General features: G+C 71.3%; 24 protein-coding genes. 20 read left to right on the forward strand and 4 right to left on the reverse strand.

Annotated features, from left to right (window positions below):
- Nucleotides 1–20: 20 nt before the first annotated feature.
- Genes ACFQRI_RS20505 through ACFQRI_RS20520 form a run of 4 tightly spaced genes read left to right on the forward strand, consistent with a single transcriptional unit; the run spans nucleotide 21 to nucleotide 2,900 of the window.
- Nucleotides 21–674: a riboflavin synthase gene (locus tag ACFQRI_RS20505; RefSeq protein WP_380671037.1), complete on the forward strand. Its 654-nt coding sequence runs from the start codon at nucleotides 21–23 to the stop codon at nucleotides 672–674.
- Nucleotides 674–1,972 (forward strand): bifunctional 3,4-dihydroxy-2-butanone-4-phosphate synthase/GTP cyclohydrolase II, encoded by a 1,299-nt coding sequence (locus ACFQRI_RS20510; RefSeq protein WP_380671039.1) that lies wholly within the window; start codon nucleotides 674–676, stop codon nucleotides 1,970–1,972. The genes ACFQRI_RS20505 and ACFQRI_RS20510 overlap by 1 nt, the downstream gene beginning before the upstream one ends.
- On the forward strand, nucleotides 1,969–2,469 hold the full coding sequence (ribH, locus tag ACFQRI_RS20515) for a 6,7-dimethyl-8-ribityllumazine synthase (RefSeq protein WP_380671041.1): 501 nt from the start codon (nucleotides 1,969–1,971) through the stop codon (nucleotides 2,467–2,469). The genes ACFQRI_RS20510 and ribH overlap by 4 nt, the downstream gene beginning before the upstream one ends.
- Nucleotides 2,466–2,900: a PH domain-containing protein gene (locus tag ACFQRI_RS20520; protein WP_380671043.1), complete on the forward strand. Its 435-nt coding sequence runs from the start codon at nucleotides 2,466–2,468 to the stop codon at nucleotides 2,898–2,900. Before ribH ends, ACFQRI_RS20520 begins: the two co-directional genes overlap by 4 nt.
- Before the next feature lie 50 nt (nucleotides 2,901–2,950).
- Here the strand turns inward: ACFQRI_RS20520 and ACFQRI_RS20525 are convergent, their stop codons facing one another.
- The 3 genes from ACFQRI_RS20525 to ACFQRI_RS20535 all read right to left on the reverse strand — a co-directional run bounded on the left by ACFQRI_RS20525 (nucleotide 2,951) and on the right by ACFQRI_RS20535 (nucleotide 5,316).
- Nucleotides 2,951–3,325, reverse strand: coding sequence for an FKBP-type peptidyl-prolyl cis-trans isomerase (locus ACFQRI_RS20525; RefSeq protein WP_380671045.1), 375 nt, complete (start codon nucleotides 3,323–3,325; stop codon nucleotides 2,951–2,953).
- A 79-nt stretch (nucleotides 3,326–3,404) separates the two neighbouring features.
- The gene (locus ACFQRI_RS20530; protein WP_380671047.1) at nucleotides 3,405–4,568 is read right to left on the reverse strand and encodes an MFS transporter; all 1,164 of its coding nucleotides are present in this window, start codon (nucleotides 4,566–4,568) and stop codon (nucleotides 3,405–3,407) included.
- Nucleotides 4,561–5,316, reverse strand: coding sequence for a DeoR/GlpR family DNA-binding transcription regulator (locus ACFQRI_RS20535; RefSeq protein ID WP_380671049.1), 756 nt, complete (start codon nucleotides 5,314–5,316; stop codon nucleotides 4,561–4,563). The genes ACFQRI_RS20530 and ACFQRI_RS20535 overlap by 8 nt, the downstream gene beginning before the upstream one ends.
- A gap of 130 nt (nucleotides 5,317–5,446) precedes the next feature.
- Here ACFQRI_RS20535 and ACFQRI_RS20540 point away from each other — a divergent pair, with 130 nt between their 5' ends.
- The 11 genes from ACFQRI_RS20540 (at nucleotide 5,447) to ACFQRI_RS20590 (ending at nucleotide 16,978) form a co-directional block, all read left to right on the forward strand.
- Entirely contained in the window at nucleotides 5,447–6,469 is a 1,023-nt protein-coding gene (locus ACFQRI_RS20540) for a beta/alpha barrel domain-containing protein (RefSeq protein ID WP_380671051.1), read from the forward strand.
- 70 nt (nucleotides 6,470–6,539) lie between these two features.
- Complete coding sequence (locus ACFQRI_RS20545) at nucleotides 6,540–7,619, forward strand: glycoside hydrolase family 172 protein (protein WP_380671053.1); 1,080 nt, start codon at nucleotides 6,540–6,542, stop codon at nucleotides 7,617–7,619.
- A gap of 121 nt (nucleotides 7,620–7,740) precedes the next feature.
- The gene (gene uvrC, locus ACFQRI_RS20550) at nucleotides 7,741–9,741 is read left to right on the forward strand and encodes an excinuclease ABC subunit UvrC (protein ID WP_380671055.1); all 2,001 of its coding nucleotides are present in this window, start codon (nucleotides 7,741–7,743) and stop codon (nucleotides 9,739–9,741) included.
- A gap of 2 nt (nucleotides 9,742–9,743) precedes the next feature.
- Nucleotides 9,744–10,622, forward strand: a complete 879-nt coding sequence (rapZ, locus tag ACFQRI_RS20555; protein ID WP_380671057.1) for an RNase adapter RapZ — start codon at nucleotides 9,744–9,746, stop codon at nucleotides 10,620–10,622.
- 8 nt (nucleotides 10,623–10,630) lie between these two features.
- Nucleotides 10,631–11,587 (forward strand): gluconeogenesis factor YvcK family protein, encoded by a 957-nt coding sequence (locus ACFQRI_RS20560; RefSeq protein WP_380671108.1) that lies wholly within the window; start codon nucleotides 10,631–10,633, stop codon nucleotides 11,585–11,587.
- A complete protein-coding gene (whiA, locus tag ACFQRI_RS20565; RefSeq protein WP_380671059.1) occupies nucleotides 11,578–12,564 on the forward strand; it encodes a DNA-binding protein WhiA in 987 nt (328 codons plus the stop codon). Before ACFQRI_RS20560 ends, whiA begins: the two co-directional genes overlap by 10 nt.
- A gap of 322 nt (nucleotides 12,565–12,886) precedes the next feature.
- Nucleotides 12,887–13,897 (forward strand): type I glyceraldehyde-3-phosphate dehydrogenase, encoded by a 1,011-nt coding sequence (gene gap, locus ACFQRI_RS20570; protein ID WP_380671061.1) that lies wholly within the window; start codon nucleotides 12,887–12,889, stop codon nucleotides 13,895–13,897.
- 242 nt (nucleotides 13,898–14,139) lie between these two features.
- Nucleotides 14,140–15,342, forward strand: coding sequence for a phosphoglycerate kinase (locus tag ACFQRI_RS20575; protein WP_380671063.1), 1,203 nt, complete (start codon nucleotides 14,140–14,142; stop codon nucleotides 15,340–15,342).
- Nucleotides 15,342–16,127 (forward strand): triose-phosphate isomerase, encoded by a 786-nt coding sequence (tpiA, locus tag ACFQRI_RS20580; RefSeq protein ID WP_380671065.1) that lies wholly within the window; start codon nucleotides 15,342–15,344, stop codon nucleotides 16,125–16,127. Before ACFQRI_RS20575 ends, tpiA begins: the two co-directional genes overlap by 1 nt.
- A gap of 218 nt (nucleotides 16,128–16,345) precedes the next feature.
- Nucleotides 16,346–16,579: a preprotein translocase subunit SecG gene (secG, locus tag ACFQRI_RS20585; protein WP_380671067.1), complete on the forward strand. Its 234-nt coding sequence runs from the start codon at nucleotides 16,346–16,348 to the stop codon at nucleotides 16,577–16,579.
- A gap of 54 nt (nucleotides 16,580–16,633) precedes the next feature.
- The gene (locus ACFQRI_RS20590; RefSeq protein WP_380671068.1) at nucleotides 16,634–16,978 is read left to right on the forward strand and encodes an RNA polymerase-binding protein RbpA; all 345 of its coding nucleotides are present in this window, start codon (nucleotides 16,634–16,636) and stop codon (nucleotides 16,976–16,978) included.
- Nucleotides 16,979–17,061: 83 nt separating this feature from the next.
- Here ACFQRI_RS20590 and ACFQRI_RS20595 read toward each other — a convergent pair whose 3' ends face one another.
- Nucleotides 17,062–17,550 carry a MarR family winged helix-turn-helix transcriptional regulator gene (locus ACFQRI_RS20595; protein WP_380671070.1) on the reverse strand — a complete coding sequence of 163 codons (489 nt, stop codon included), beginning with the start codon at nucleotides 17,548–17,550 and terminating at the stop codon, nucleotides 17,062–17,064.
- A 26-nt stretch (nucleotides 17,551–17,576) separates the two neighbouring features.
- Between ACFQRI_RS20595 and ACFQRI_RS20600 the strand changes: the two genes are divergently transcribed.
- The 5 genes from ACFQRI_RS20600 (at nucleotide 17,577) to ACFQRI_RS20620 (ending at nucleotide 20,977) form a co-directional block, all read left to right on the forward strand.
- A complete protein-coding gene (locus ACFQRI_RS20600) occupies nucleotides 17,577–18,374 on the forward strand; it encodes an alpha/beta fold hydrolase (RefSeq protein WP_380671072.1) in 798 nt (265 codons plus the stop codon).
- A gap of 67 nt (nucleotides 18,375–18,441) precedes the next feature.
- Nucleotides 18,442–18,915, forward strand: coding sequence for a ribonuclease E activity regulator RraA (gene rraA, locus ACFQRI_RS20605; RefSeq protein ID WP_380671074.1), 474 nt, complete (start codon nucleotides 18,442–18,444; stop codon nucleotides 18,913–18,915).
- 43 nt (nucleotides 18,916–18,958) lie between these two features.
- Nucleotides 18,959–20,215 (forward strand): TrkH family potassium uptake protein, encoded by a 1,257-nt coding sequence (locus ACFQRI_RS20610; protein WP_380671076.1) that lies wholly within the window; start codon nucleotides 18,959–18,961, stop codon nucleotides 20,213–20,215.
- A complete protein-coding gene (locus tag ACFQRI_RS20615; RefSeq protein WP_380671078.1) occupies nucleotides 20,197–20,319 on the forward strand; it encodes a hypothetical protein in 123 nt (40 codons plus the stop codon). Before ACFQRI_RS20610 ends, ACFQRI_RS20615 begins: the two co-directional genes overlap by 19 nt.
- Entirely contained in the window at nucleotides 20,312–20,977 is a 666-nt protein-coding gene (locus ACFQRI_RS20620; protein ID WP_380671080.1) for a potassium channel family protein, read from the forward strand. The genes ACFQRI_RS20615 and ACFQRI_RS20620 overlap by 8 nt, the downstream gene beginning before the upstream one ends.
- Nucleotides 20,978–20,987: the final 10 nt, after the last annotated feature.

A 20,987-nucleotide genomic window follows, 5' to 3' on the forward strand; every position in this document is an offset into this window, starting at 1 on the left:
CGGGAAGTAGGAGGCAGCAGTTGTTCACCGGGATCGTCGAGGAACTCGGAACCGTCCGGGCCGTGGAGCCGCTGGAGGACGGCGCTCGGCTGACCATCGCCGGGCCGGTGGTCACCGGCGACGCCAAGCACGGCGACTCGATCGCGGTCAACGGCGTGTGCCTGACCGTGGTCACCGCCGCCGAGGGCGAGTTCACCGTCGACGTGGTCGCCGAGAGCCTGCGCCGCTCCTCCCTCAAGCAGGTCGCCGCTGGTGAGCGGGTCAACCTCGAGCGGGCGATGGCGCTGGGAGACCGCCTCGGCGGGCACATCGTGCAGGGGCACGTGGACGGCACCGGCGTGCTGCGCGACACCGGTGGCGACCTGACCTCCGTCGAGCTGCCCGGGCACCTCGCGCACTACCTGGTGGAGAAGGGCTCGATCACCGTCGACGGCGTGTCGCTGACGGTGGCCGAGGTCGTCGACGGCGAGCCGGCGCGGTTCTCCGTCGCGCTGATCCCCACCACCAAGGAGCTGACCACCCTGGGCCGCAAGGGCCCGGGTGACGAAGTGAACATCGAGGTGGACGTGCTGGCCAAGCACCTGGAACGGCTCTCCGCAGCGCAGCTGGGCGGCGCCGGCCGTGGTGCCACCGCCGGTTCGGAGGACAATGGCGGCAGCAGGGAGGCGCGCTGATGAACCCCGAGGACGAGGTGTCGGAGACGGTGACCACGAAAAAGTTCGACAGCATCGAGCGCGCGCTGGCCGACATCGCGGCCGGGCGCCCGGTCATCGTCGTCGACGACGAGGATCGCGAGAACGAGGGCGACCTGATCTTCGCCGCGGAGAAGGCCACGCCGGAGCTGGTGGCCTTCATGGTCCGCTACACCTCGGGCTACATCTGCGTCGGCATGCCCGGTGACGACTGCGACCGGCTCAACCTGCCGCCCATGTACCACAGCAACCAGGACCGCAAGGGCACCGCCTACACGGTCACCGTGGACGCCGCCGAGGGCGTGAGCACCGGCATCTCGGCCGCCGACCGCGCCAGGACGCTGCAGGTCCTCGCGCGCGAGGACGCCGAGCCCGAGGACCTCACCCGCCCGGGGCACGTGGTGCCGCTGCGGGCCCGCGACGGCGGCGTGCTGCGCCGCCCCGGGCACACCGAGGCCTCCGTCGACCTCGCCCGGCTCGCCGGGCTGCGCCCCGCGGGTGCGCTGTGCGAGATCGTCAGCCAGAAGTCCGAGGGCGACATGGCCCAGCGCGACGAGCTGGAGGTCTTCGCCGACGAGCACGACCTGGCGCTGATCACCATCGCCGACCTGATCACCTACCGCCGCCGGTTCGAGAAGCAGGTGGTGCGGGTGGCCGAGGCCCGCATCCCCACCGTGCACGGCGAGTTCCGCACCGTCGGCTACGACAGCACCCTCGACGGCATCGAGCACCTCGCGATGGTCTACGGCGACATCGGCGACGGCGAGGACATCCTGGTGCGGGTGCACTCCGAATGCCTCACCGGCGACGTGCTGGGCTCGCTGCGCTGCGACTGCGGGCCGCAGCTGGACGCGGCCATGGCCAAGGTCGCCGAGGCCGGGCGCGGCGTGGTGCTCTACATGCGCGGCCACGAGGGCCGCGGCATCGGCTTGATCCACAAGCTGCAGGCCTACCAGCTGCAGGACAACGGCTCGGACACCGTCGACGCGAACGTCGAGCTCAACCTGCCGGTGGACAGCCGGGACTACGGGCAGGGCGCGCAGATCCTCTGCGACCTGGGGATCAAGTCGATGCGGCTGCTGACCAACAACCCGGCCAAGCGGGTCGGCCTGGAGGGCTACGGCCTGCGCATCGTCGACCGGGTTCCGCTGCCGATCCGGCCCAACCCGGAGAACATCCGCTACCTGCGGACCAAGCGCGACCGGATGGGCCACGTGCTGGACAATCTCGACGACGGCGAGGACTCGTCGATCAGCGGTGACACGGGAGTGACGGCATGAGTGGCGAAGGAAGGCCGCGGGTCAGCGTGCCCGAGGCGGGTGGACTGCGGCTGGGCATCGCCGCGATCCGCTGGCACGAGCGGTTGGTCGACCAGATGCTCGCCCGGGCGGTCGAGGCGGCCAGGCAGGCCGGCATCGCCGAGCCGACCATCGCGCGCGTGCCGGGCTCGGTCGAGCTGCCGGTGGTCTGCCAGCAGCTGGCGCACGGCCACGACGCGGTGGTGGCGCTGGGCGTGGTCGTGCGCGGCGGCACCCCGCACTTCGAGTACGTGTGCGACTCGGTGACCCAGGGGCTGACCCGGGTTTCGCTGGACGAGTCCACCGCGGTCGGCAACGGCGTGCTGACCTGCGACGACATGGACCAGGCGCTGGCTCGTGCCGGCTTCGAGGACTCGGTCGAGGACAAGGGCTTCGAGGCGACCGCGGCGGCGCTGGAGACCGCGCTGACGCTGCGCGAGCTGCGCGGCGACTACGACGGGCAGCAGGGGTTCCTGTGAGCGCCCAGGTGGTGGCCAAGCCGGTCAAGCTCCGCCGGACGGCCTATCCGGTCGCGGTCGTGCTGGTCGTCGTGTTCGCGGTGGTGGCGGTGCTGCTGCGCAACACGCCGACCGGGGTGTACTTCTCGGTGTCCGACCAGGTGGCGATGGGGCTGCTGGGCGTGCTGCTGGCCGCCGGTGCGCTGCTGCTCGCCCGGCCGCGGCTGCGCGCCGACGCCGACGGGCTGGAAGTGCGCAACATCATCGGCACCACGCGCCTGTCCTGGGACCAGGTCGAGGGGATCACCTTCCCGGACGGCGCTCCGTGGGCGCGGGTCGAGATGGCCCACGACGAGTACGTGCCGATCATGGCCATCCAGGCCACCGACGGGCAGCACGCCGTGGTGGCGATGCGGGAGCTCCGCGAGCTCCGCAGGCAGGTCGAGGCGTGACGGTTCGGGCCGGGAACCCCTCCGCGGACGGGGTTCCCGGCCCGAAACTGCTACTCCGCCGCGACCAGGTCGCAGACGAAGACCAGGGTCTCGCCCGGCTTGATGACGCCTGCCGCGCCGCGGTCGCCGTAGGCCAGCTGCGGCGGGATGGACAGCTTGCGGGTGCCGCCGACGCGCATGCCCTGCAGCCCGCGGTCCCAGCCTTCGATGACCATGCCCGAGCCCAGCTGCAGGCGCAGCGGCTGGCCGCGGTTCCAGCTGGCGTCGAACTCGGCGCCGGTGGAGTGCGACACGCCCACGTAGTGCACCGCGACGGTGTCCCCGGCCTTGGCCTCCGCGCCGTCGCCGATCTCCAGGTCCTCGATCACCAGGTCGGCCGGCGGCTCGCCGGACGGGGCCTCGACGACGGGCTTCTCGGTGTTCACGAATCCACTCCTCGTTTCGGTGCTCGGTCACCGGCCATTGTGGTCGGCGCGCTTCGCCGCGCGCGACGGGACCCGCCGATCACCGGGCGGGTCGCACCAGCGGCGCCGCGAGCGCGGCCAGCAGCGCCAGCGCGGCCGGGACGGCCAGGCCCGCGGTGAGACCGGTCCAGTGCGCGACGAGCCCGATGACCACCGGGCCGGCCAGCAGCCCGCCGTAGCCGAGCGTGCTGACCTGGGCGAGGTCCCGCCCGCTGCGCTCCGGGTCGCGACTGCCCGCCGCGCTGAAGACCTGCGGGATGATGCAGGACAGCCCCATCCCGAACAGCGCGAACCCGGCGATGGCGGCCGCCGGGTGGTGCAGCAGCAGGCCCAGCCCCATGCCGGTGCCGGCGACCAGTCCGCAGGTGCGCACCAGCGCCACCGGGCCGAAGCGGGCGACCAGGTGATCGCCGAGGAAGCGGCAGACCGCCATCGCCGTGGAGAACACCGCGTAGCCCACCGCGGCCACCGCCGGGCTGGTCAGCAGCACGTCGTGCAGGTACAGCGGGGACCAGTCGGCCATCGCGCCCTCGCCGAGCGAGCAGCTGAAGGCCACGATCCCCAGCAGCAGGATGGCCGGGGAGATCCCGCGGGGACGGCCGCCGGCCCGCTCCGCGGCGCTGGTCTCGGCGGGGAGCAGCACCCGGCGCGAGGCGGTCACCAGCGCCGCCAGCGCGGCGGCGACCAGCGCGAAGTGCCAGGGCACCGGCACCCCCAGCTGCGCGGCCAGCGCGCCGATCCCGGAGCCGAGCAGGCCGCCGACGCTGAACAGGGCGTGGAAGGTGATCACGATCGGCCGCGAGTAGCGCCGCTGCACCTGCAGCGCGTGGCTGTTCATCGCCACGTCGACCGTGCCGTGGCCGGCGCCGAACACCAGCAGCCCGCCCACCAGCACCGGGAGCGTTCCGGCGAACCCCGGCAGCAGCAGGCTGCCGGCCATCAGCAGACCGGCCGGACCCATCACCCGCGCGCTGCCGAAGCGGTCCGAGAGGTGCCCGACGACCTGCATGGCCAGCACCGAACCGACCGCGATCGCGAACAGGCCGATCGTGACCTGCGCGTCGGTGAGTTCGAGGTCCTGCTTCACCGCCGGGATCCGGGCCGTCCAGGTGCCCAGCGCGGCCCCGGTGGCCACGAAGTACCCGGTGACTCCCCAGCGGGCCCGGCGTTCGACCTCGGTGTTCTCGACGAGCGCCTCAGACAACGCGCACCTCGACCCCGGCCGCCCGCAACGCGGTGACCTGCTCCTCGGGTGCGCTGTCGTCGGTGATCACCACGTCCAGGTCGGTCACGGGGCAGACGAAGCCCAGCCCGGTGCGGGCGAACTTCGCGCCGTGACAGGGCGCGATGACCCGCTGCGTGGCCGACACCGCCGTCTTCTTGATCGGAACCTCCTCCAGGTCGTGGGCGGTCAGGCCGCGCTCGGCCGACAGGCCGCACACGCCGATCACCGCGGTGTCCACCCGCAGCGCGCGCAGCGTGGCCTCGGCCAGGTGGCCGGTGAACGACAGCTCGCCCGGCTTGGCCCTGCCGCCGGGCAGCAGCAGGTCGACCTCGGGGGCGTTGCTCAGCGCGTTGGCCGCGTGCATGTCCAGCGGAACCGCGGTGAGCCTGCGCTGCGCCAGCAGCCGCGCGACCTCCAGGTTCGTGGTTCCGCTGTCGAGGATCACCGACTCGTCGTCGGCGATGAGGGCGTCGACCTCCGCGGCCAGCCGCCGCTTGACCTCGATCGCGTCGCGCTCGCGCACCGAGAACGGCGCCGACTGGCCGCGCAGGAAGCTCACCGCGCCGCCGCGCACCCTGCGCAGCAGGCCCTCCTCGGCCAGCTGGTCCAGGTCGCGGCGGATGGTCATCTCCGAGCAGCCGGTCGCCGCGGCGAGCTCGGCGACGCCGACGCGCTCGGCCTGGCGCAGTTGCTCGATGATTGTTCTGGTGCGTTGCGAACTGTCCACGCGTTCAATCGAACAAGATCGCTGTTCGAAGCGCAAGGGGTGCGGGTCCCCTCCGGTGTGGGTGAGCCCGCATGGGGAGGGCCGGCCCGGTGGGGGACAATGGGAGGTGGTCTGCGGGTAGGAGGAGATCGTGAGTTTGGCCCAGGAGCGCAACCTCCGCGTGGTGCGGGACGTGTCGGACGAGACCGGGGTGCGGCTCGGGGACATCCGGCTGCGCAACCGGCTGGTGACCTCGTCGAGCCTGCTGGGCTACGGGGTGTCCAACGCCAAGGTGATGGCCTACGGGATGAGCCCGATCTCGAACTTCGTGCCGCTGGAGCGCTTCGGCGCGATCACCACCCGCACCGTGACCGTCGAGCCGCGCGAGGGGCACTTCACCACCCGCGACGACTGGGCCCTCAGCGAGCTGCCCGGCCTGCTCAAGCGCTACGGCCAGGCCCTGCGGCAGGTCGACGGCGGTTGGCTCAACGCCTTCGGCTGGTGCAACGTCGGCATCGACGCCTACCTGCGCGACTACTACCCGCGCACCCGCGAGCAGAACACCATCATCTCCGTCGGCGGCTTCTCCGCCGAGGAGTTCGTGACGCTGGTGGACAAGGTCAACGCCGCGGTTCCCGCCGGCGAGATCGCCGCGGTGGAGTTCAACGTCTCCTGCCACAACGTCAACTTCGACTTCAACCAGATCATCGAGGACGTGCTGGCCGAGGCGGTGCCGCGCAGCAACCACCCGGTGATCCTCAAGCTCAGCCCGGACTACGACTACCTCGCGCACGCCCGGCTGGCCGCCCAGCACGGGGTGTCCGCGCTGACCGCCATCAACACCGTCAAGGGCCTGCGGCTGGACCCGGAGACCGGGACGCCGCTGCTCAAGAACGGTTTCGGCGGGCTGTCCGGCAAGGCGATCAAGCCGATCGGGCTGCGCGTGGTCAAGGAGCTGCGCGACGCGGGCGTGACGCTGCCGATCATCGCCACCGGCGGCATCCGCAACTTCGACGACTGCCGCGAGTACTTCTGGGCCGGGGCCGACGCGGTCAGCCTGGGCAGCGCCAGCTGGTTCGCCAGCTACCCCGGGTACGCGCTCTCGCCGCTGCACGGCGTGCGGATCCGGAAGGTGCTGCAGCGCGTCGAGCGCTACACCCCGCCGGCCCGCTGACGGGCGCTGCCGCCCGGTGGTAGACAGGTGATCGGAGTGGACGCCGTCGTCTGCCGCTGGGGAGGCCGCCTTGGCCGGGTACGGGGATTTCGGGAGCAGCCTGCGCGATCTGCCGCGCCTGCGCGCGACCCGCCGAGGGCGGGTGTCGAGCTGGGACCGCACCGGCGGCAACGCCGACAACGTGCGCATCCGGCCCGGTGAGGCCCGGACGCTCGCCGACATCCCGGGCCCCGGGGTGATCACGCACATCTGGTGCACGGTCGCGCTCGATCACGCCGGCCGCCCTCCCGAGGTCGAGGCCGACCACCTGCGCAGGCTGGTGCTGCGGATCACCTGGGACGACCAGCCGCACGCCGCGGTGCTGGTGCCGCTCGGGGACTTCTTCGGCGTCGGGCACGCCCGCTCGCTCAACCACTCCTCGGCGCCGCTGCAGATGAGCCCGCAGGACGGCAAGGGCTTCAACTGCTGGTTCGCGATGCCCTTCGCGGGGCGCGCGCGGATCGAGCTGGTCAGCGAGATGAGCGTCAAGCCGGTGACGTTCTACTTCTACGTCGACTACGAGACCTACCCCGAACCGGACCCGGAGCTGGCCTACTTCCACGCGCAGTGGCGGCGGCAGAACCCCACCGACGGGATCGAGCAGGGCGACCAGTCCAACCACGAGTACTTGCACGGCGGGAGCAACACCGACGGCGCGGGCAACTTCGTGCTGCTGGAGGCCGAGGGGCGCGGGCACTACGTGGGCACCGTGCTCAACGTGCAGAACCTGCGCGAGACCGGCGAGTGGAACTGGTACGGCGAGGGCGACGACATGTTCTTCATCGACGGCGAGCCCTGGCCCCCGCGGCTGCACGGGACCGGCACCGAGGACTACTTCAACACCGCCTGGTGCCCCACCCAGCCCTACCAGGCGCCCTACCACGGGCTGACGCTGGCGGGCGGGGAGAACTGGAGCGGCCAGGTGTCCTACTACCGCTTCCACGTCGAGGACCCGATCGTCTTCGAGCGGTCCATCCGGGCCACGATCGAGCACGGGCACGCCAACAAGCGCCGCGACGACGTGTCCTCGGTGGCCTACTGGTACCAGACCCTCCCGGCGCTGCCGGTCACGCTCGCCCCGGTGGCCGAGAGGATCCCGCGTCCCCTGTGACCCCCGCGCGGTTCCACCCGGAACCATCGCGCGATCGCGCCCGCTTCGTCCGGGGGTCCCGGCGAAGCCGTAGGCCACCCGCGCGTCGGGGGTCGTCCGGCCGCGGACGTAGGGTGGGGGCGTGGCCGATCCGTCCACTTACCGACCTGCACCAGGGACGATCCCGGACGCCCCGGGCGTCTACCGCTTCCACGACGCCAACGGGCGCGTGATCTACGTCGGGAAGGCGAAGAGCCTGCGCAGCAGGCTGTCCTCGTACTTCGCCGACCTGGCCGGGCTGCACCCGCGCACCCGGCAGATGGTCACCACCGCCACCGGCGTGAAGTGGACCGTGGTGGGCACCGAGGTCGAGGCGCTGCAGCTGGAGTACTCCTGGATCAAGGAGTACGACCCGAGGTTCAACGTCCGCTACCGCGACGACAAGTCGTACCCGGTGCTCGCCGTGACGCTCCACGAGGAGCACCCGCGGCTGTTCGTCTACCGCGGCCCGCGCAAGCGCGGCGTGCGCTACTTCGGCCCGTACGCGCACGCCTGGGCCATCCGCGAGACCCTCGACCTGCTGCTGCGGGTGTTCCCCGCGCGCACCTGCTCGAACGGGGTGTTCAAGCGGCACTCGCAGATCGGGCGGCCCTGCCTGCTGGGCTACATCGGCAAGTGCGCCGCGCCCTGCGTGGGCCGGGTCAGCGCCGAGGAGCACCGCAGCATCGTCGACGACTTCTGCGACTTCCTGGCGGGCCAGACCGACCAGCTGATGCGCAAGCTCGACAAGCAGATGCAGGAGGCCTCCGCCGAGCTGGAGTTCGAGCGCGCCGCCCGGCTGCGCGACGACCTCGAAGCGCTGCGCCGCGCGATGGAGAAGCAGGCCGTGGTCCTCGGCGACGGCACCGACGCCGACGTGGCCGCGTTCGCCGAGGACGAGCTGGCCGCGGCGGTGCAGGTGTTCCACATCCGCGGCGGCCGGGTGCGCGGCCAGCGCGGTTGGGTCATCGACAAGGTCGAGGACACCGACACCTCCGCGCTCACCGAGCAGTTCCTCACCCAGTTCTACGGCGAGCAGGCAGCCCTGGCCGACCAGGCCGACGCGGGCGGCAGCCCGGTGCCGCGCGAGGTGCTGGTCCCGCAGCTGCCCGAGGACGCCGACACGATCGCGGGATGGCTCGGCGAGCTGCGCGGCAGCCGGGTGAGCTTGCGGGTGCCGCAGCGCGGTGACAAGCGCGCGCTGATGGAGACCGTGGAGCGCAACGCCAAGGAGGCCTTCCAGCAGTACAAGCTGCGCCGCGCCGGCGACCTGACCGCCAGGTCGGCCGCGCTGCAGGAGCTGCAGGAGTCCCTGGAGCTCGACGAGGCGCCCTTGCGCATCGAGTGCATCGACGTCAGCCACGTGCAGGGCAGCGACGTGGTGGCCTCGCTGGTGGTCTTCGAGGACGGCGTGCCGCGCAAGTCCGAGTACCGCCGCTTCGAGGTGCGCGAGGGCGCCGAGGGCGGCGACGTGGGCTCCATCGACGAGGTGGTGCGCCGCCGCTTCGCCCGCTACCTCAGCGAGACCCGGCAGGAGAGCGCCGAGGGCGGGGACGCCGAGCAGGGCACCGACCCGGAGACCGGGCGCCCGCGCAAGTTCGCCTACCCGCCGAACCTGCTGGTCATCGACGGGGGAGCGCCGCAGGCCAACGCCGCGTCCGACGCGCTCACCGAGATGGGCGTCACCGACGTCGCGGTCGTCGGCCTGGCCAAGCGGCTCGAGGAGGTCTGGCTGCCCGCCGACCCCGACCCGGTGATCCTGCCGCGCACCAGCGAGGCGCTGTACCTGCTGCAGCGGGTCCGCGACGAGGCGCACCGGTTCGCGATCAGCTACCACCGGCAGAAGCGTGGCAAGCGCATGACAAGCTCCACATTGGACGGGATCCCCGGGCTCGGCGAGACTCGGCGCGCGGCGCTGCTCAAGCACTTCGGCTCGGTGAAGAAGCTCCGCCAGGCCACGGTCGAAGACATCGCCGCGGTCAAGGGGATCGGCCGTCGCACGGCGGAGATCGTCCACGAGGCCCTGCACGGGGCCGGGGGCGACGGGGGACAGGCGGAGCCGGGGCAGGGAGCCGACTCCGCCGAGAACACGACAAGGGGTTAGCAGTGACTGACGAGCATTCGGGCATCGAGGTCGCGGTCGTCAGCGGCCTGTCCGGAGCGGGCCGCTCCACCGCGGCCAAGTGCCTGGAGGACCTGGGCTGGTTCGTGGTGGACAACCTGCCGCCCGAGCTGATCGCCACCATGGTCGAGCTCGGGGCCAGCTCCAGCGGCCAGATCACCCGCGTGGCGGTGGTCATGGACGTGCGCAGCCGCGCCTTCACCGAGGACCTCGGCTCGGTGATCAAGGACCTCGACGCCCGCGGCTACAAGCCGAGGGTGCTGTTCCTGGAGGCCACCGACGAGGAGCTCATCCGCCGCTTCGAGCAGGTCCGGCGCGGGCACCCGCTGCAGGGCGAGGGCAGGCTGGCCGACGGCATCGCCGCGGAGCGCTCGCTGCTGTCCCGGCTGCGCTCCGAGGCCGACCTGATCGTGGACACCAGCGGGCTGTCGGTGCACCAGCTGCGCTCCAAGATCGAGGACGCCTTCGGCACCGAGGCCAGCACCCGCACCCGGGTGACCGTGCTGTCCTTCGGCTACAAGTACGGGCTCCCGATGGACGCCGACCTGGTGATGGACTGCCGGTTCCTGCCCAACCCGTTCTGGATCCCCGAGCTGCGCGAGTTCAACGGCCTCGACGAGGAGGTGCGCAACTACGTGCTCGGCCAGGAGGGCGCCGACGAGTTCCTGCAGAACTACCACCAGCTGCTGCGCCTGGTCGGCGCGGGCTACCACCGCGAGGGGAAGCGCTACCTGACGCTGGCGCTGGGCTGCACCGGCGGCAAGCACCGCAGCGTCGCGCTGGTCGAGGAGCTGGCCCGCAGGCTCGCCGAGGACGACGGGATGATGGTCAAGACGGTCCACCGGGACCTGGGGCGCGAGTGACGGGCCCGCTGCGCGCGGTCGCCCTGGGCGGCGGGCACGGCCTGCAGGCCAGCCTGGCCGCCCTGCGGCGGCTCACCGACGACGTCACGGCGGTGGTCACCGTCGCCGACGACGGAGGTTCCTCGGGCAGGCTGCGCCGCGAGCTCGGGTTGCTGCCGCCCGGCGACCTGCGCAAGGCGCTGGCCGCGCTGTCCGACTCGGACGCCGACGGCAGGCTGTGGGCCACGGTGTTCGAGCACCGCTTCGGCGGCAGCGGTGCGCTGGCCGGGCACGCGGTGGGCAACCTGCTGATGGCCGGCTTGCTGGAGGTGCTGGGCGACCCGGTCGAGGTGCTCGACCGCGCCTGCCGGTTGCTGGGGGTGCGCGGGCGGGTGCTGCCGATGTCCACCGTACCGCTGGACATGGCCGCCGACGTGGTCGGGTTGGACTCGGATCCGGAGGCCGTGCGGACCATTCGCGGGCAGGTCGCCATCGCCAGTACACCCGGTCGGGTGAAACAGGTGCGGTTGCACGCCAACGGCACCGAGCCGCCGGCCGCCTGCGCGGAGGCCGTGCGGGCCGTCGAGGAGGCCGACCTGGTGCTCCTGGGGCCCGGCTCCTGGTTCACCAGCGTGCTGCCTCACCTGCTGGTCCCGGAGCTGCACGAGGCCTTGGTGGGCACGTCGGCGCAGCGGGTCGTCGTGCTCAACCTGATCCCCCAACCGGGGGAGACAGCGGGCTTCTCGCCCGAACAACATCTAGACGTACTCTCGCAGCACGCACCCCGGCTGCGGGTCGACGCGGTGCTGGCGGACGCGGACTCCGTGCCCACGCCGGACCGGCTGCGCGCGGCCGCCGCCGGGATGGGTGCGCGAACACTGCTGGACACGATCGCGGATCCCGGGGTAGCGGGACGACACGACCCGCAGGCACTAGCGGCGAGCCTGCAGGCCGCACTGGAGAGGAGGACTGACCAGTGGCGATGACCGCGGCGGTCAAGGACGAACTGAGCCGGCTGCCGGTGAGCAAGACGTGCTGCCGGCGGGCGGAGGTCTCGTCGTTGCTGCGTTTCGCCGGCGGACTGCACATCGTCGCCGGCCGAGTCGTGATAGAGGCCGAGCTGGACAGCGGCTCCACCGCGCGGCGGCTGCGCAAGGAGATCCACGACCTGTTCGGCCACCACTCCGACGTGCACGTGATCACCTCGGGCGGGCTGCGCAAGGGCACCCGCTACGTGGTGCGCGTGGTCAAGGACGGCGAGAGCCTGGCCCGCCAGACCGGGCTGCTCGACCCGCGCGGACGTCCGGTGCGCGGGCTGCCCGCGCACGTGGTCTCCGGCGGGGCCTGCGACTCCGAGGCGGCCTGGCGCGGTGCGTTCCTGGCGCACGGCTCGCTGACCGAGCCCGGGCGGTCGTCCTCCCTGGAGGTCACCTGCCCCGGTCCGGAGGCGGCGCTGGCGCTGGTCGGCGCGGCCCGGCGGATCGGGGTGTCGGCCAAGTCGCGCGAGGTGCGCGGCGCCGATCGCGTGGTGGTGCGCGACGGCGACGCCATCGGCGCGCTGCTGACCCGGCTCGGCTCGCACTCCAGCGTGCTGTCCTGGGAGGAGCGCCGGATGCGCCGCGAGGTGCGGGCCACCGCCAATCGGCTGGCCAACTTCGACGACGCCAACCTGCGCCGGTCCGCCCGCGCGGCGGTGGCCGCGGCCGCGCGCGTCGAGCGGGCGCTGGAGCTGCTGGGGCCCAACGCGCCGGAGCACCTCACCCTGGCCGGGCGGCTGCGACTGGCCAACCGGCAGGCCTCGCTGGAGGAGCTCGGCCAGCTGGCCGACCCGCCGATGACCAAGGACGCCGTGGCCGGGCGGATCCGCCGGCTGCTGGCGATGGCCGACAAGCGCGCCCGCGAGCTCGGCCTGCCCGACACCGAGTCCGCCGTCACCGCGGAGATGCTCGAAGCCGAGGCGTGAAGCCCTGGCGGTTCGGCCCATAACCGCACGCCACGAGGCGTGCGGTTATGGGCCGAACCGCCAGGGCTCGCCGAACCGGTGAAGATGAAGTCGATCACCTGATCGGACCCCTCTGGGCGTGCACGATTCAGGCTTTCTGATCAGGCAAGACCCCGAATCCATCGACATTCCGCCGCCGGTGAGTAGGATCGGGTCGGCTTCACCCCGTCAGCGCTCGTGCCGGGCCCCGCGCGGACCGCTCGCCGGGCGATAGGGTGAGCCCCGAGACCATCAACTCACCCGCCGATGTCGTCGGTCGGGTCAGTCACGAGGAGAGATCGGCGTGACCGTTCGCGTAGGCATCAACGGCTTCGGTCGGATCGGGCGGAACTTCTGGCGCGCGGCGCTCGCCAGCGATCACGACATCGAGATCGTGGCCGCCAACGACCTGGGCGATCTCGCGACCATGGCGCACCTGCTGAAGTACGACAGCATCCTGGGCCGCCTCGACCAGGAGGTCAAGGTCACCGACGAGGGCATCGAGGTGGGCGGCAAGCTCATCAAGATCCTCGCCGAGAAGGACCCGGGCAAGCTTCCGTGGGGCGACCTGGGCGTGGACGTCGTGGTCGAGTCCACCGGCTTCTTCACCAACGCCGCCGACGCGCGCAAGCACGTCGACGAGGGCGGGGCCAAGAAGGTCATCATCTCCGCCCCGGCCAAGGGCGAGGACCTGACGGTGGTGCTGGGTGCCAACGACGACAAGTACGACGGCACGCAGACCATCATCTCCAACGCCTCCTGCACCACGAACTGCCTGGCGCCGATGGCCAAGGTGCTCAACGACGCCTTCGGCATCGAGCAGGGCCTGATGACCACGGTGCACGCCTACACCGCCGACCAGAACCTGCAGGACGGCCCGCACAAGGACCTGCGCCGCGCCCGCGCCGCCGCGGTCAACGTGGTGCCGACCTCCACCGGTGCGGCCAAGGCCATCGGCCTGGTGCTGCCGGAGCTCAACGGCAAGCTCGACGGCTACGCCATGCGCGTGCCGACCCCGACCGGCTCGGTCACCGACCTGACCGCCACCGTGCGCCAGGAGGTCACCGCCGAGGCGGTCAACGAGGCCTTCAAGACCGCCGCGGGCGAGGGCCGGCTCAAGGGCATCCTCAAGTACAGCGAGGACCCCATCGTCTCCAGCGACATCGTCACCGACCCGCACTCCACGGTCTTCGACGCGCCGCTGACCAAGGTCATCGGCAACCAGGTCAAGATCGTCGGTTGGTACGACAACGAGTGGGGGTACTCCAACCGGCTCGCCGACCTCACCGCCCTGGTCGGCGAGAAGCTGGCGTAAGCCTTCCCCGGTCGGTTCGCGAAGCGGTGCGGGTAGCGGAACCTCAGACGCCCTCCGGCTCCGGGATCCGGGACTGATGCATGACCGATGCACGGCGCTACGGCTGTCCTCCCCGGAGGGCGTCTGAGAACCCGCGGCGGTGCCGGCTGCGAGGGGCGAACCGAAGAAGCAATGAGACCCGCACGATCCGCTGCAGCACGCGTGACTCGTGCGGGTCTTCCCCTCTCACGTAGGAGCAGAGCGTGAAGAACCTCGACGATCTGCTGTCCGAGGGCGTTTCCGGTCGGCGCGTGCTGGTGCGCGCGGACCTCAACGTGCCGCTGGACGGCGAGACCATCACCGACGACGGCCGGGTCCGCGCCTCGTTGCCGACCATCCAGAAGCTCGCCGAGGCCGGTGCGCAGGTCGTGGTGACCGCGCACCTGGGCCGTCCGAAGGGCGCGCCGGACCCGCAGTTCTCGCTGGCGCCGGTGGCGCGCAGGCTCGGCGAGCTGCTGGGCACCGAGGTCGCGCTGGCCGGGGACCTGGTCGGCGAGTCCGCGAAGTCCACCGTCGCCGGCCTGTCCGACGGCCAGGTCGCGGTGCTGGAGAACGTGCGCTTCGACGCCCGCGAGACCAGCAAGGACGACGCCGAGCGCGAGGCGCTGGCCGCCGAGCTCGCCGCCCTGGTCGGCGAGGACGCGGCGTTCGTCTCCGACGGCTTCGGCGTGGTGCACCGCAAGCAGGCCTCGGTCTACGACGTCGCCCGGAAGCTGCCCAACTACGCGGGCGGCCTGGTGCTGGCGGAGGTGGAGGTGCTGCGCACCCTCACCGGTGACCCCCAGCGCCCCTACGTCGTCGTGCTCGGCGGCTCCAAGGTCTCCGACAAGCTCGGCGTGATCAAGGCGCTGCTGCCCAAGGTCGACAAGCTGGTCATCGGCGGCGGCATGGCCTACACCTTCCTGGCCGCGCAGGGCCACGACGTGGGCACCTCGCTGCTGCAGGAGGACCAGATCGACAACACCAAGCAGCTGCTGGCCGACGCAGGCGACAAGCTCGTGCTGCCGGTCGACGTGGTCGCCGCGGACCGCTTCGCCGCCGACGCCGAGCCGCAGGTCGTCGAGGCCGACGCCATCCCGTCGGACCTGATGGGCCTGGACATCGGCCCGCGCAGCCGCGAGCTGTTCGCCGAGACCCTGGCCACGGCCAGCACGGTGTTCTGGAACGGCCCGGCCGGCGTGTTCGAGTTCCCGGCCTTCGCCGAGGGCACCAAGGCCGTCGCGCAGGCCATCGTCGACGGCGACGCGTTCAGCGTCGTCGGCGGCGGTGACTCCGCGGCCGCCGTGCGCACCCTGGGCCTGCCCGAGGACGGCTTCTCGCACATCTCCACCGGTGGTGGCGCCTCCCTCGAGTTCCTCGAGGGCAAGGACCTGCCGGGCGTGACGGTTCTGGAGGGCAGGTCCTGATGGCTCGACAGACCCTGATCGCGGGCAACTGGAAGATGAACCTCAACCACCTCGAGGCCATCGCTCTGGTGCAGAAGCTGGCCTTCGCACTGCCGGAGAAGTACTTCAGCAAGGTCGAGGTGGCCGTGCTGCCGCCGTTCACCGACATCCGCAGCGTGCAGACGCTGGTCGACGGCGACAAGCTGCGCATCAAGCACGGCGCGCAGGACGTCTCGGTGCACGACTCGGGCGCCTACACCGGCGAGGTCTCCGCGCCGATGCTGGCCAAGCTCGGCTGCAGCTACGTCACCGTGGGCCACTCCGAGCGGCGCGAGCACCACGGCGAGACCGACGAGCTGGTCAACAAGAAGGTCCGGCAGGTGCTCAAGAACGAGATGTCGCCGATCCTGTGCGTCGGCGAGGACCTCTCGGTGCGCGAGGCCGGCGGGCACGTGGAGCACTGCACCACCCAGGTCATCGACGGGCTCAAGGGGCTCAAGGCCGAGCAGGTGCGCGACGTCGTGATCGCCTACGAGCCGGTGTGGGCCATCGGCACCGGCAAGGTGGCCACCGCGGCCGACGCGCAGGAGGTCTGCGCGGCGGTGCGCGGTGCGCTCGACGAGAAGTACGGCAAGGAGATCGCCGACGAGGTGCGCGTGCTCTACGGCGGCTCGGTCAAGTCCAGCAACATCGGCGAGCTGGTCGGTCAGACCGACGTCGACGGCGCCCTGGTGGGCGGCGCGAGCCTGAACGGGGACGAGTTCGCCAAGCTCTCCGCGATGGCCGCGGGCGGCCCGCTGCCGTGACGCGCGCGTGCGGGGCGCTGCGGCGCCCCGCACGCGTAGTGCTTTCAGGTGATTCTGCGCTCGGAAGTCCCGATGCTTCGCCGGTGGCCGGAACTCGCCCGCGGGAATTGCCGAGGTCGGGGTGTGAGAACGTTGGCTACGGAAATCGGTGCACTGGTCAACTGGGGGTCGGCGGGCCGGTACGCTGTGTTGCGAACCGCTGTGCGAACGAGGAAGAAATGAATCTTTTCCTGCAGATCATGTTGATCGTGACGAGTGTCCTGCTGGTGCTGCTGGTGCTGCTGCACAAGGCCAAGGGCGGCGGACTCTCCTCGCTGTTCGGCGGCGGTGTGCAGTCCAACCTGGCCGGCTCCAGCGTGGCGGAGAAGAACCTCGACCGGATGACGTTGTTCGTCCTGGCCTTGTGGGTCATCTGCATCGTGGCGGTCGGCCTGTTGATCAAGATCGGTTGATCGACCGGCGCACGGGCCGGTCGACGACCTCGGCCGCTTGGTGGGTGAGGATGGATGACTGGTGGTAACGCCATTCGCGGCACTCGTGTGGGCTCCGGCCCCACGGTAGGCGAAGCGGAACGGGGGGAATCGGCCCCGCGCAAGCGGGTCGACTACTGGTGCTCGAACGGGCACCACAGCACGCCGTCCTTCGCGCTGGACGCGGAGGTCCCGGAGGAGTGGGACTGCCCGCGCTGCGGGTTGCCGGCCGGGCAGGATCAGGACAACCCGCCCGCCGCCCGGCGCAACGAGCCGTTCAAGAGCCACTTGGCCTACGTCAAGGAGCGCCGCAGCGACGAGGACGGCATGGCGATCCTGGACGAGGCGCTGGCGAAGCTCCGCGAGCGCAAGGGTCGCTGAGAGCTCTGCCGCCGGTGGGCACCTCGTTCGTCGGTGCAGGTGGGGGAAGCTGAGGAGCGGCCGCGCCGCTCGGGAGAACCGGGTCAGGAGGAATCCTGGCCCGGTTCTCGTCGTTCCAGCGCGGTCAGCATCTGCTGGAGCACGCGCAGCGTCGTGTCCACCTCGGCGCCGGTGATGCCACCGGCGACCGCTCCCATCGCCTCGTGCTCGCCGGCCTGCACCGCGCGGATCGCCGCCAGGCCCGGCTCGGTCAGCCGGACCAGCGAGGATCGCCGGTGCGCCGGGTTGGTGTCGAGCTCGACGAAGCCGCGTTCGAGCGATTCGTTCACCATGCGCTGCACGAACTGCCTGCTCAGCTCCAGGTTCCGGGCGATCTGCGGAACGGTTTCCGGGACGCCTGCCAGTTCCAGGCGTTCCAGGACGGCGCGCACGCCCACCGAGAGCCCGGTGCTGGGGGTCTGCTGCTCGACCACGCGCGCGGCGCGCCGGTAGAGCGGTCCGACGACGGCGTAGACCTCGGCGAGCCGCGGGCCCAGCTCGTCGGGCGGAAGCGGATCAGACTTGTCAACCATGGTGTCATTATGACACTTTGGTTGTCATGGAGCTGGAGCAGGTCGGGATCCCGGTCGCCGATGGCGAGATCCGCGCCGAGATCGCCGGCGACGGGTCGCCCGTGGTGATGCTGCACGCCGGCGGTCTGGGCGCGCAGATGTGGGACGACCAGGTGGAGTTCGCCGACGAGCGCGCGATCGTCCGCTACGACGCGCGCTCGCACGGCCGGTCCAGCACGGCGATCGCCGACTTCCGGCTGGAGGACGACCTGCTCGCGGTGCTCGACCACCTCGAGATCCCGAAGGCGGCGCTGGTGGGCAACTCCATGGGCGGCGCGACCGCGCTGGCCTTCGCGCTGCGCCACCCGGACCGGGTGGATCGGCTCGCGCTGGCGGGTCCGGGAGTGCCGCCGGTGGAGTTCCACGACCCGTTCATCCGGGCCGAGCACCGCGAGCAGGCCGCCGCGATCGAGGCGGTGGACGCCGACCGGTACATCTCCTCGATGCTGCGCATGGCCGTCGACGGCCCGCACCGCGGGCCCGGCGACGTCCTCGGCGCCACCCGCGAGCGCTGCCGCGAGATGTTCGCGGCGACGGTCCGGGCGCACCACACCGCGACCGGGGCCATCCTGGAGGCCGACGTGCGCTCGAGGCTGGCGGAGATCGACGTGCCGACGCTGGTCGTGCTCGGCGAGCTGGAGGCCGACGACCTGTGGCGGATGGCGCGGTTGCTGGTCGACGGCATGCCGGACGTCCGGCTGGAGGTGATCCCCGGCGTCGGGCACATGTCCGGCATGGAGAAACCGGGCGAGTTCAACCGGCTGCTGCGCGGATTCCTGCGCTGACCGGGGGGTGGCGCCCGTTGTTACCGATGGGTAGCATCCGGCGCAAACCACGACCGGGAGGATACCCATGGCTTGGGCGACGGCTGATCTGGCGGACCGCGAGGGCCCGGAGGTGCGCAGCTGCGACGTGCAGTTCCGCGACCTCGGCGGGAAGGTGGCCTTCGAGGGCCGCATCCGCACCGTCACCTGCTTCCAGGACAACGCGCTGCTCAAGAAGGTGCTCTCCGAGCCCGGCGACGGCGCGGTGCTGGTCATCGACGGGGCCGGTTCGGTGCACACCGCCCTGGTCGGCGACCTGATCGCCGAGCTCGGCCGGTCCAACGGCTGGAGCGGCATCATCGTCAACGGCGCGGTGCGCGACTCCGCGGTGCTCGCCGAGATGGAGTTCGGCGTCAAGGCGCTGGGGACCAATCCGCGCAAGTCGACCAAGACCGGCGAGGGTGAGGTCGATGACGTGGTGGAGCTGGGCGGTGTCCGGTTCGTGCCGGGCGAGTACGTTTGCGCAGACCACGATGGGGTAGTCGTGATTTCTGAACCGTGACCCACCGTTAATCGCGCACGAGTTCGCAGTACAGTTCCTCCTCGTGCGTGTCCACCCGGGGCTGAACCGAGCGCTGGCCGTCGTCCTGCGCCGGCCAGCGCTCCCCATCGTCTTCGGCTTCTCGGGTCTGATCGGCATCGGCACCGCCCTGCTGGCGATGCCCTTCTCCAGCGAGTCCGGCGAGGGCGCCGACCTCGTCACCGCGCTGTTCACCTCGACCTCCGCGGTGTGCGTGACGGGTCTGATCGTGGTGGACACGCCCACGTACTGGTCGACCGCGGGCGAGGTGGTCATCCTCGGGCTGATCCAGCTCGGCGGCCTGGGCATCATGACGGTCGCCTCCACGCTGAGCCTGCTGATGTTCCGCCGCTTCGGGCTGCGGCTGCGGCTGACGGCCCAGGCCGAGACCAAGGCCCTGGGAATCGGCGACGTGCGGCGGATGGTCAGCGGCATCGTGCTGCTCAGCTTCGTGTTCGAGTCGGTCGTGCTGGTCATGCTCACCAGCCGACTGATCATCGGGTACGACCTCGCGCTGGGCCGAGCGCTCTACGAAGGGCTCTTCCACTCGGTCTCGGCGTTCAACAACGCCGGCTTCGCCCTGCACAGCGACAGCCTGATGCGCTACGCCACCGACCCGTGGCTGATGCTGCCGATCTGCCTGGCGGTGTTCGCCGGCGGGCTCGGCTTCCCGGTGTGGATCGAGCTGTTCCGGCGGTTGCGCGGTCCGCACCGGATGAACATGCACGTGCGGGTCACCCTGCTGGCCACCGGTGTGCTGATCGTCGGGGGCTGGTTGGCGCTCACCGTGGCGGAGTGGAACAACCCGGAGACGCTGCAACCGATGTCCTGGCCGTCGAAGCTGCTGGTCGGGTTCTTCACCGCGCTGATGCCGCGTTCCGGCGGGTTCAACAGCGTCGACATCGGAGCCATGAACCACAGCTCGCTGCTGGTGCAGGACATCCTGATGTTCATCGGCGGCGGTAGCGCCGGCACCGCGGGCGGGATCAAGGTCACCACCTTCGCGCTGCTGGCCTTCGTGATCTTCGCCGAGATCCGCGGTGAGCCCAGCGTGCACGTGTTCGGTCGCAAGCTGCCCACCACCGTGCAGCGGCAGGCGCTGACCATCGTGCTGATCGGGGTCGGCGCGGTGGTCGCCGCCACGCTGGCGCTGCTGGCCCTCACCCCCTTCGGGCTGGAGCAGACCATGTTCGAGGCCATCTCGGCGTTCGCGACCGTCGGGCTGTCCACGGGATCACCGGGGACCTGCCCGCGCTCGGACAGGTGCTGCTGGTCGGGCTGATGTTCATCGGCAGGCTCGGCCCGATCACCCTCGCCTCGGCGCTCGCGCTGCGGGAGCGCAGCAGGCGCTACGAACTACCTGAGGAGCGACCGATCGTTGGCTAAGAACGACGCGGCGAACCAGATCGTGGTCATCGGCCTGGGCCGGTTCGGCAGCTCGCTGGCCGGCGAGCTCGTGCGGCGCGGGTCGGAGGTGCTGGCCATCGACTCGCGCCCCAACGTGGTGCAGCGGCACGCCGACGAGATCACCCACACCGCGGTCGCCGACACCACCGACCGGGAGAGCCTCAAGCAGCTGGGGGTGCACCAGTTCCACCGCGCGGTGGTGGCCATCGGCACCGACCTGGAGGCCAGCATCCTGACCACCTCGCTGCTGGCCGACTTCGAGATCGGCAACATCTGGGCCAAGGCCACCAGCAGGCAGCACGGCCGCATCCTGCAGCGGGTCGGCGCGCACCACGTCGTGCTGCCGGAGCACGAGATGGGCGAGCGGGTCGCGCACCTGGTGTTCGGCCGGATGCTGGACTACATCGAGCTCGCCGAGCACTACGCGCTGATCAAGACGCACGCGCCCGCCGAGGCGCACGGCCGCACGCTGGGCGATCTCAAGCTGCGCTCGAAGTACGGCGTCACCGTCGTGGGCATCAAGCGCCCCGACTCGGACTTCACCTACGCCACCGCCGACACCGAGATCGGGGAGGGCGACATCCTCGTCGTCGCGGGCACCACCACCCAGGTCGAGCGCTTCGCCGAACGGGTGTGACCTCCCCGTC

It is taken from the genome of Saccharopolyspora griseoalba, from assembly GCF_042665275.1.
In the GTDB taxonomy this organism is placed as follows: Bacteria; Actinomycetota; Actinomycetes; order Mycobacteriales; family Pseudonocardiaceae; genus Saccharopolyspora; species Saccharopolyspora griseoalba.

Excerpts from the sequence above, each read along its gene's own strand:
- ACFQRI_RS20510 (WP_380671039.1), top strand. The coding sequence starts at position 674 with ATGAACCCCGAGGACGAGGTGTCGGAGACGGTGACCACGAAAAAGTTC.
- ribH (WP_380671041.1), top strand. The coding sequence starts at position 1,969 with ATGAGTGGCGAAGGAAGGCCGCGGGTCAGCGTGCCCGAGGCGGGTGGA.
- tpiA (WP_380671065.1), top strand. The coding sequence starts at position 15,342 with ATGGCTCGACAGACCCTGATCGCGGGCAACTGGAAGATGAACCTCAAC.
- secG (WP_380671067.1), top strand. The coding sequence starts at position 16,346 with ATGAATCTTTTCCTGCAGATCATGTTGATCGTGACGAGTGTCCTGCTG.
- ACFQRI_RS20590 (WP_380671068.1), top strand. The coding sequence starts at position 16,634 with ATGACTGGTGGTAACGCCATTCGCGGCACTCGTGTGGGCTCCGGCCCC.
- ACFQRI_RS20595 (WP_380671070.1), bottom strand. The coding sequence starts at position 17,550 with ATGGTTGACAAGTCTGATCCGCTTCCGCCCGACGAGCTGGGCCCGCGG.
- ACFQRI_RS20600 (WP_380671072.1), top strand. The coding sequence starts at position 17,577 with ATGGAGCTGGAGCAGGTCGGGATCCCGGTCGCCGATGGCGAGATCCGC.
- rraA (WP_380671074.1), top strand. The coding sequence starts at position 18,442 with ATGGCTTGGGCGACGGCTGATCTGGCGGACCGCGAGGGCCCGGAGGTG.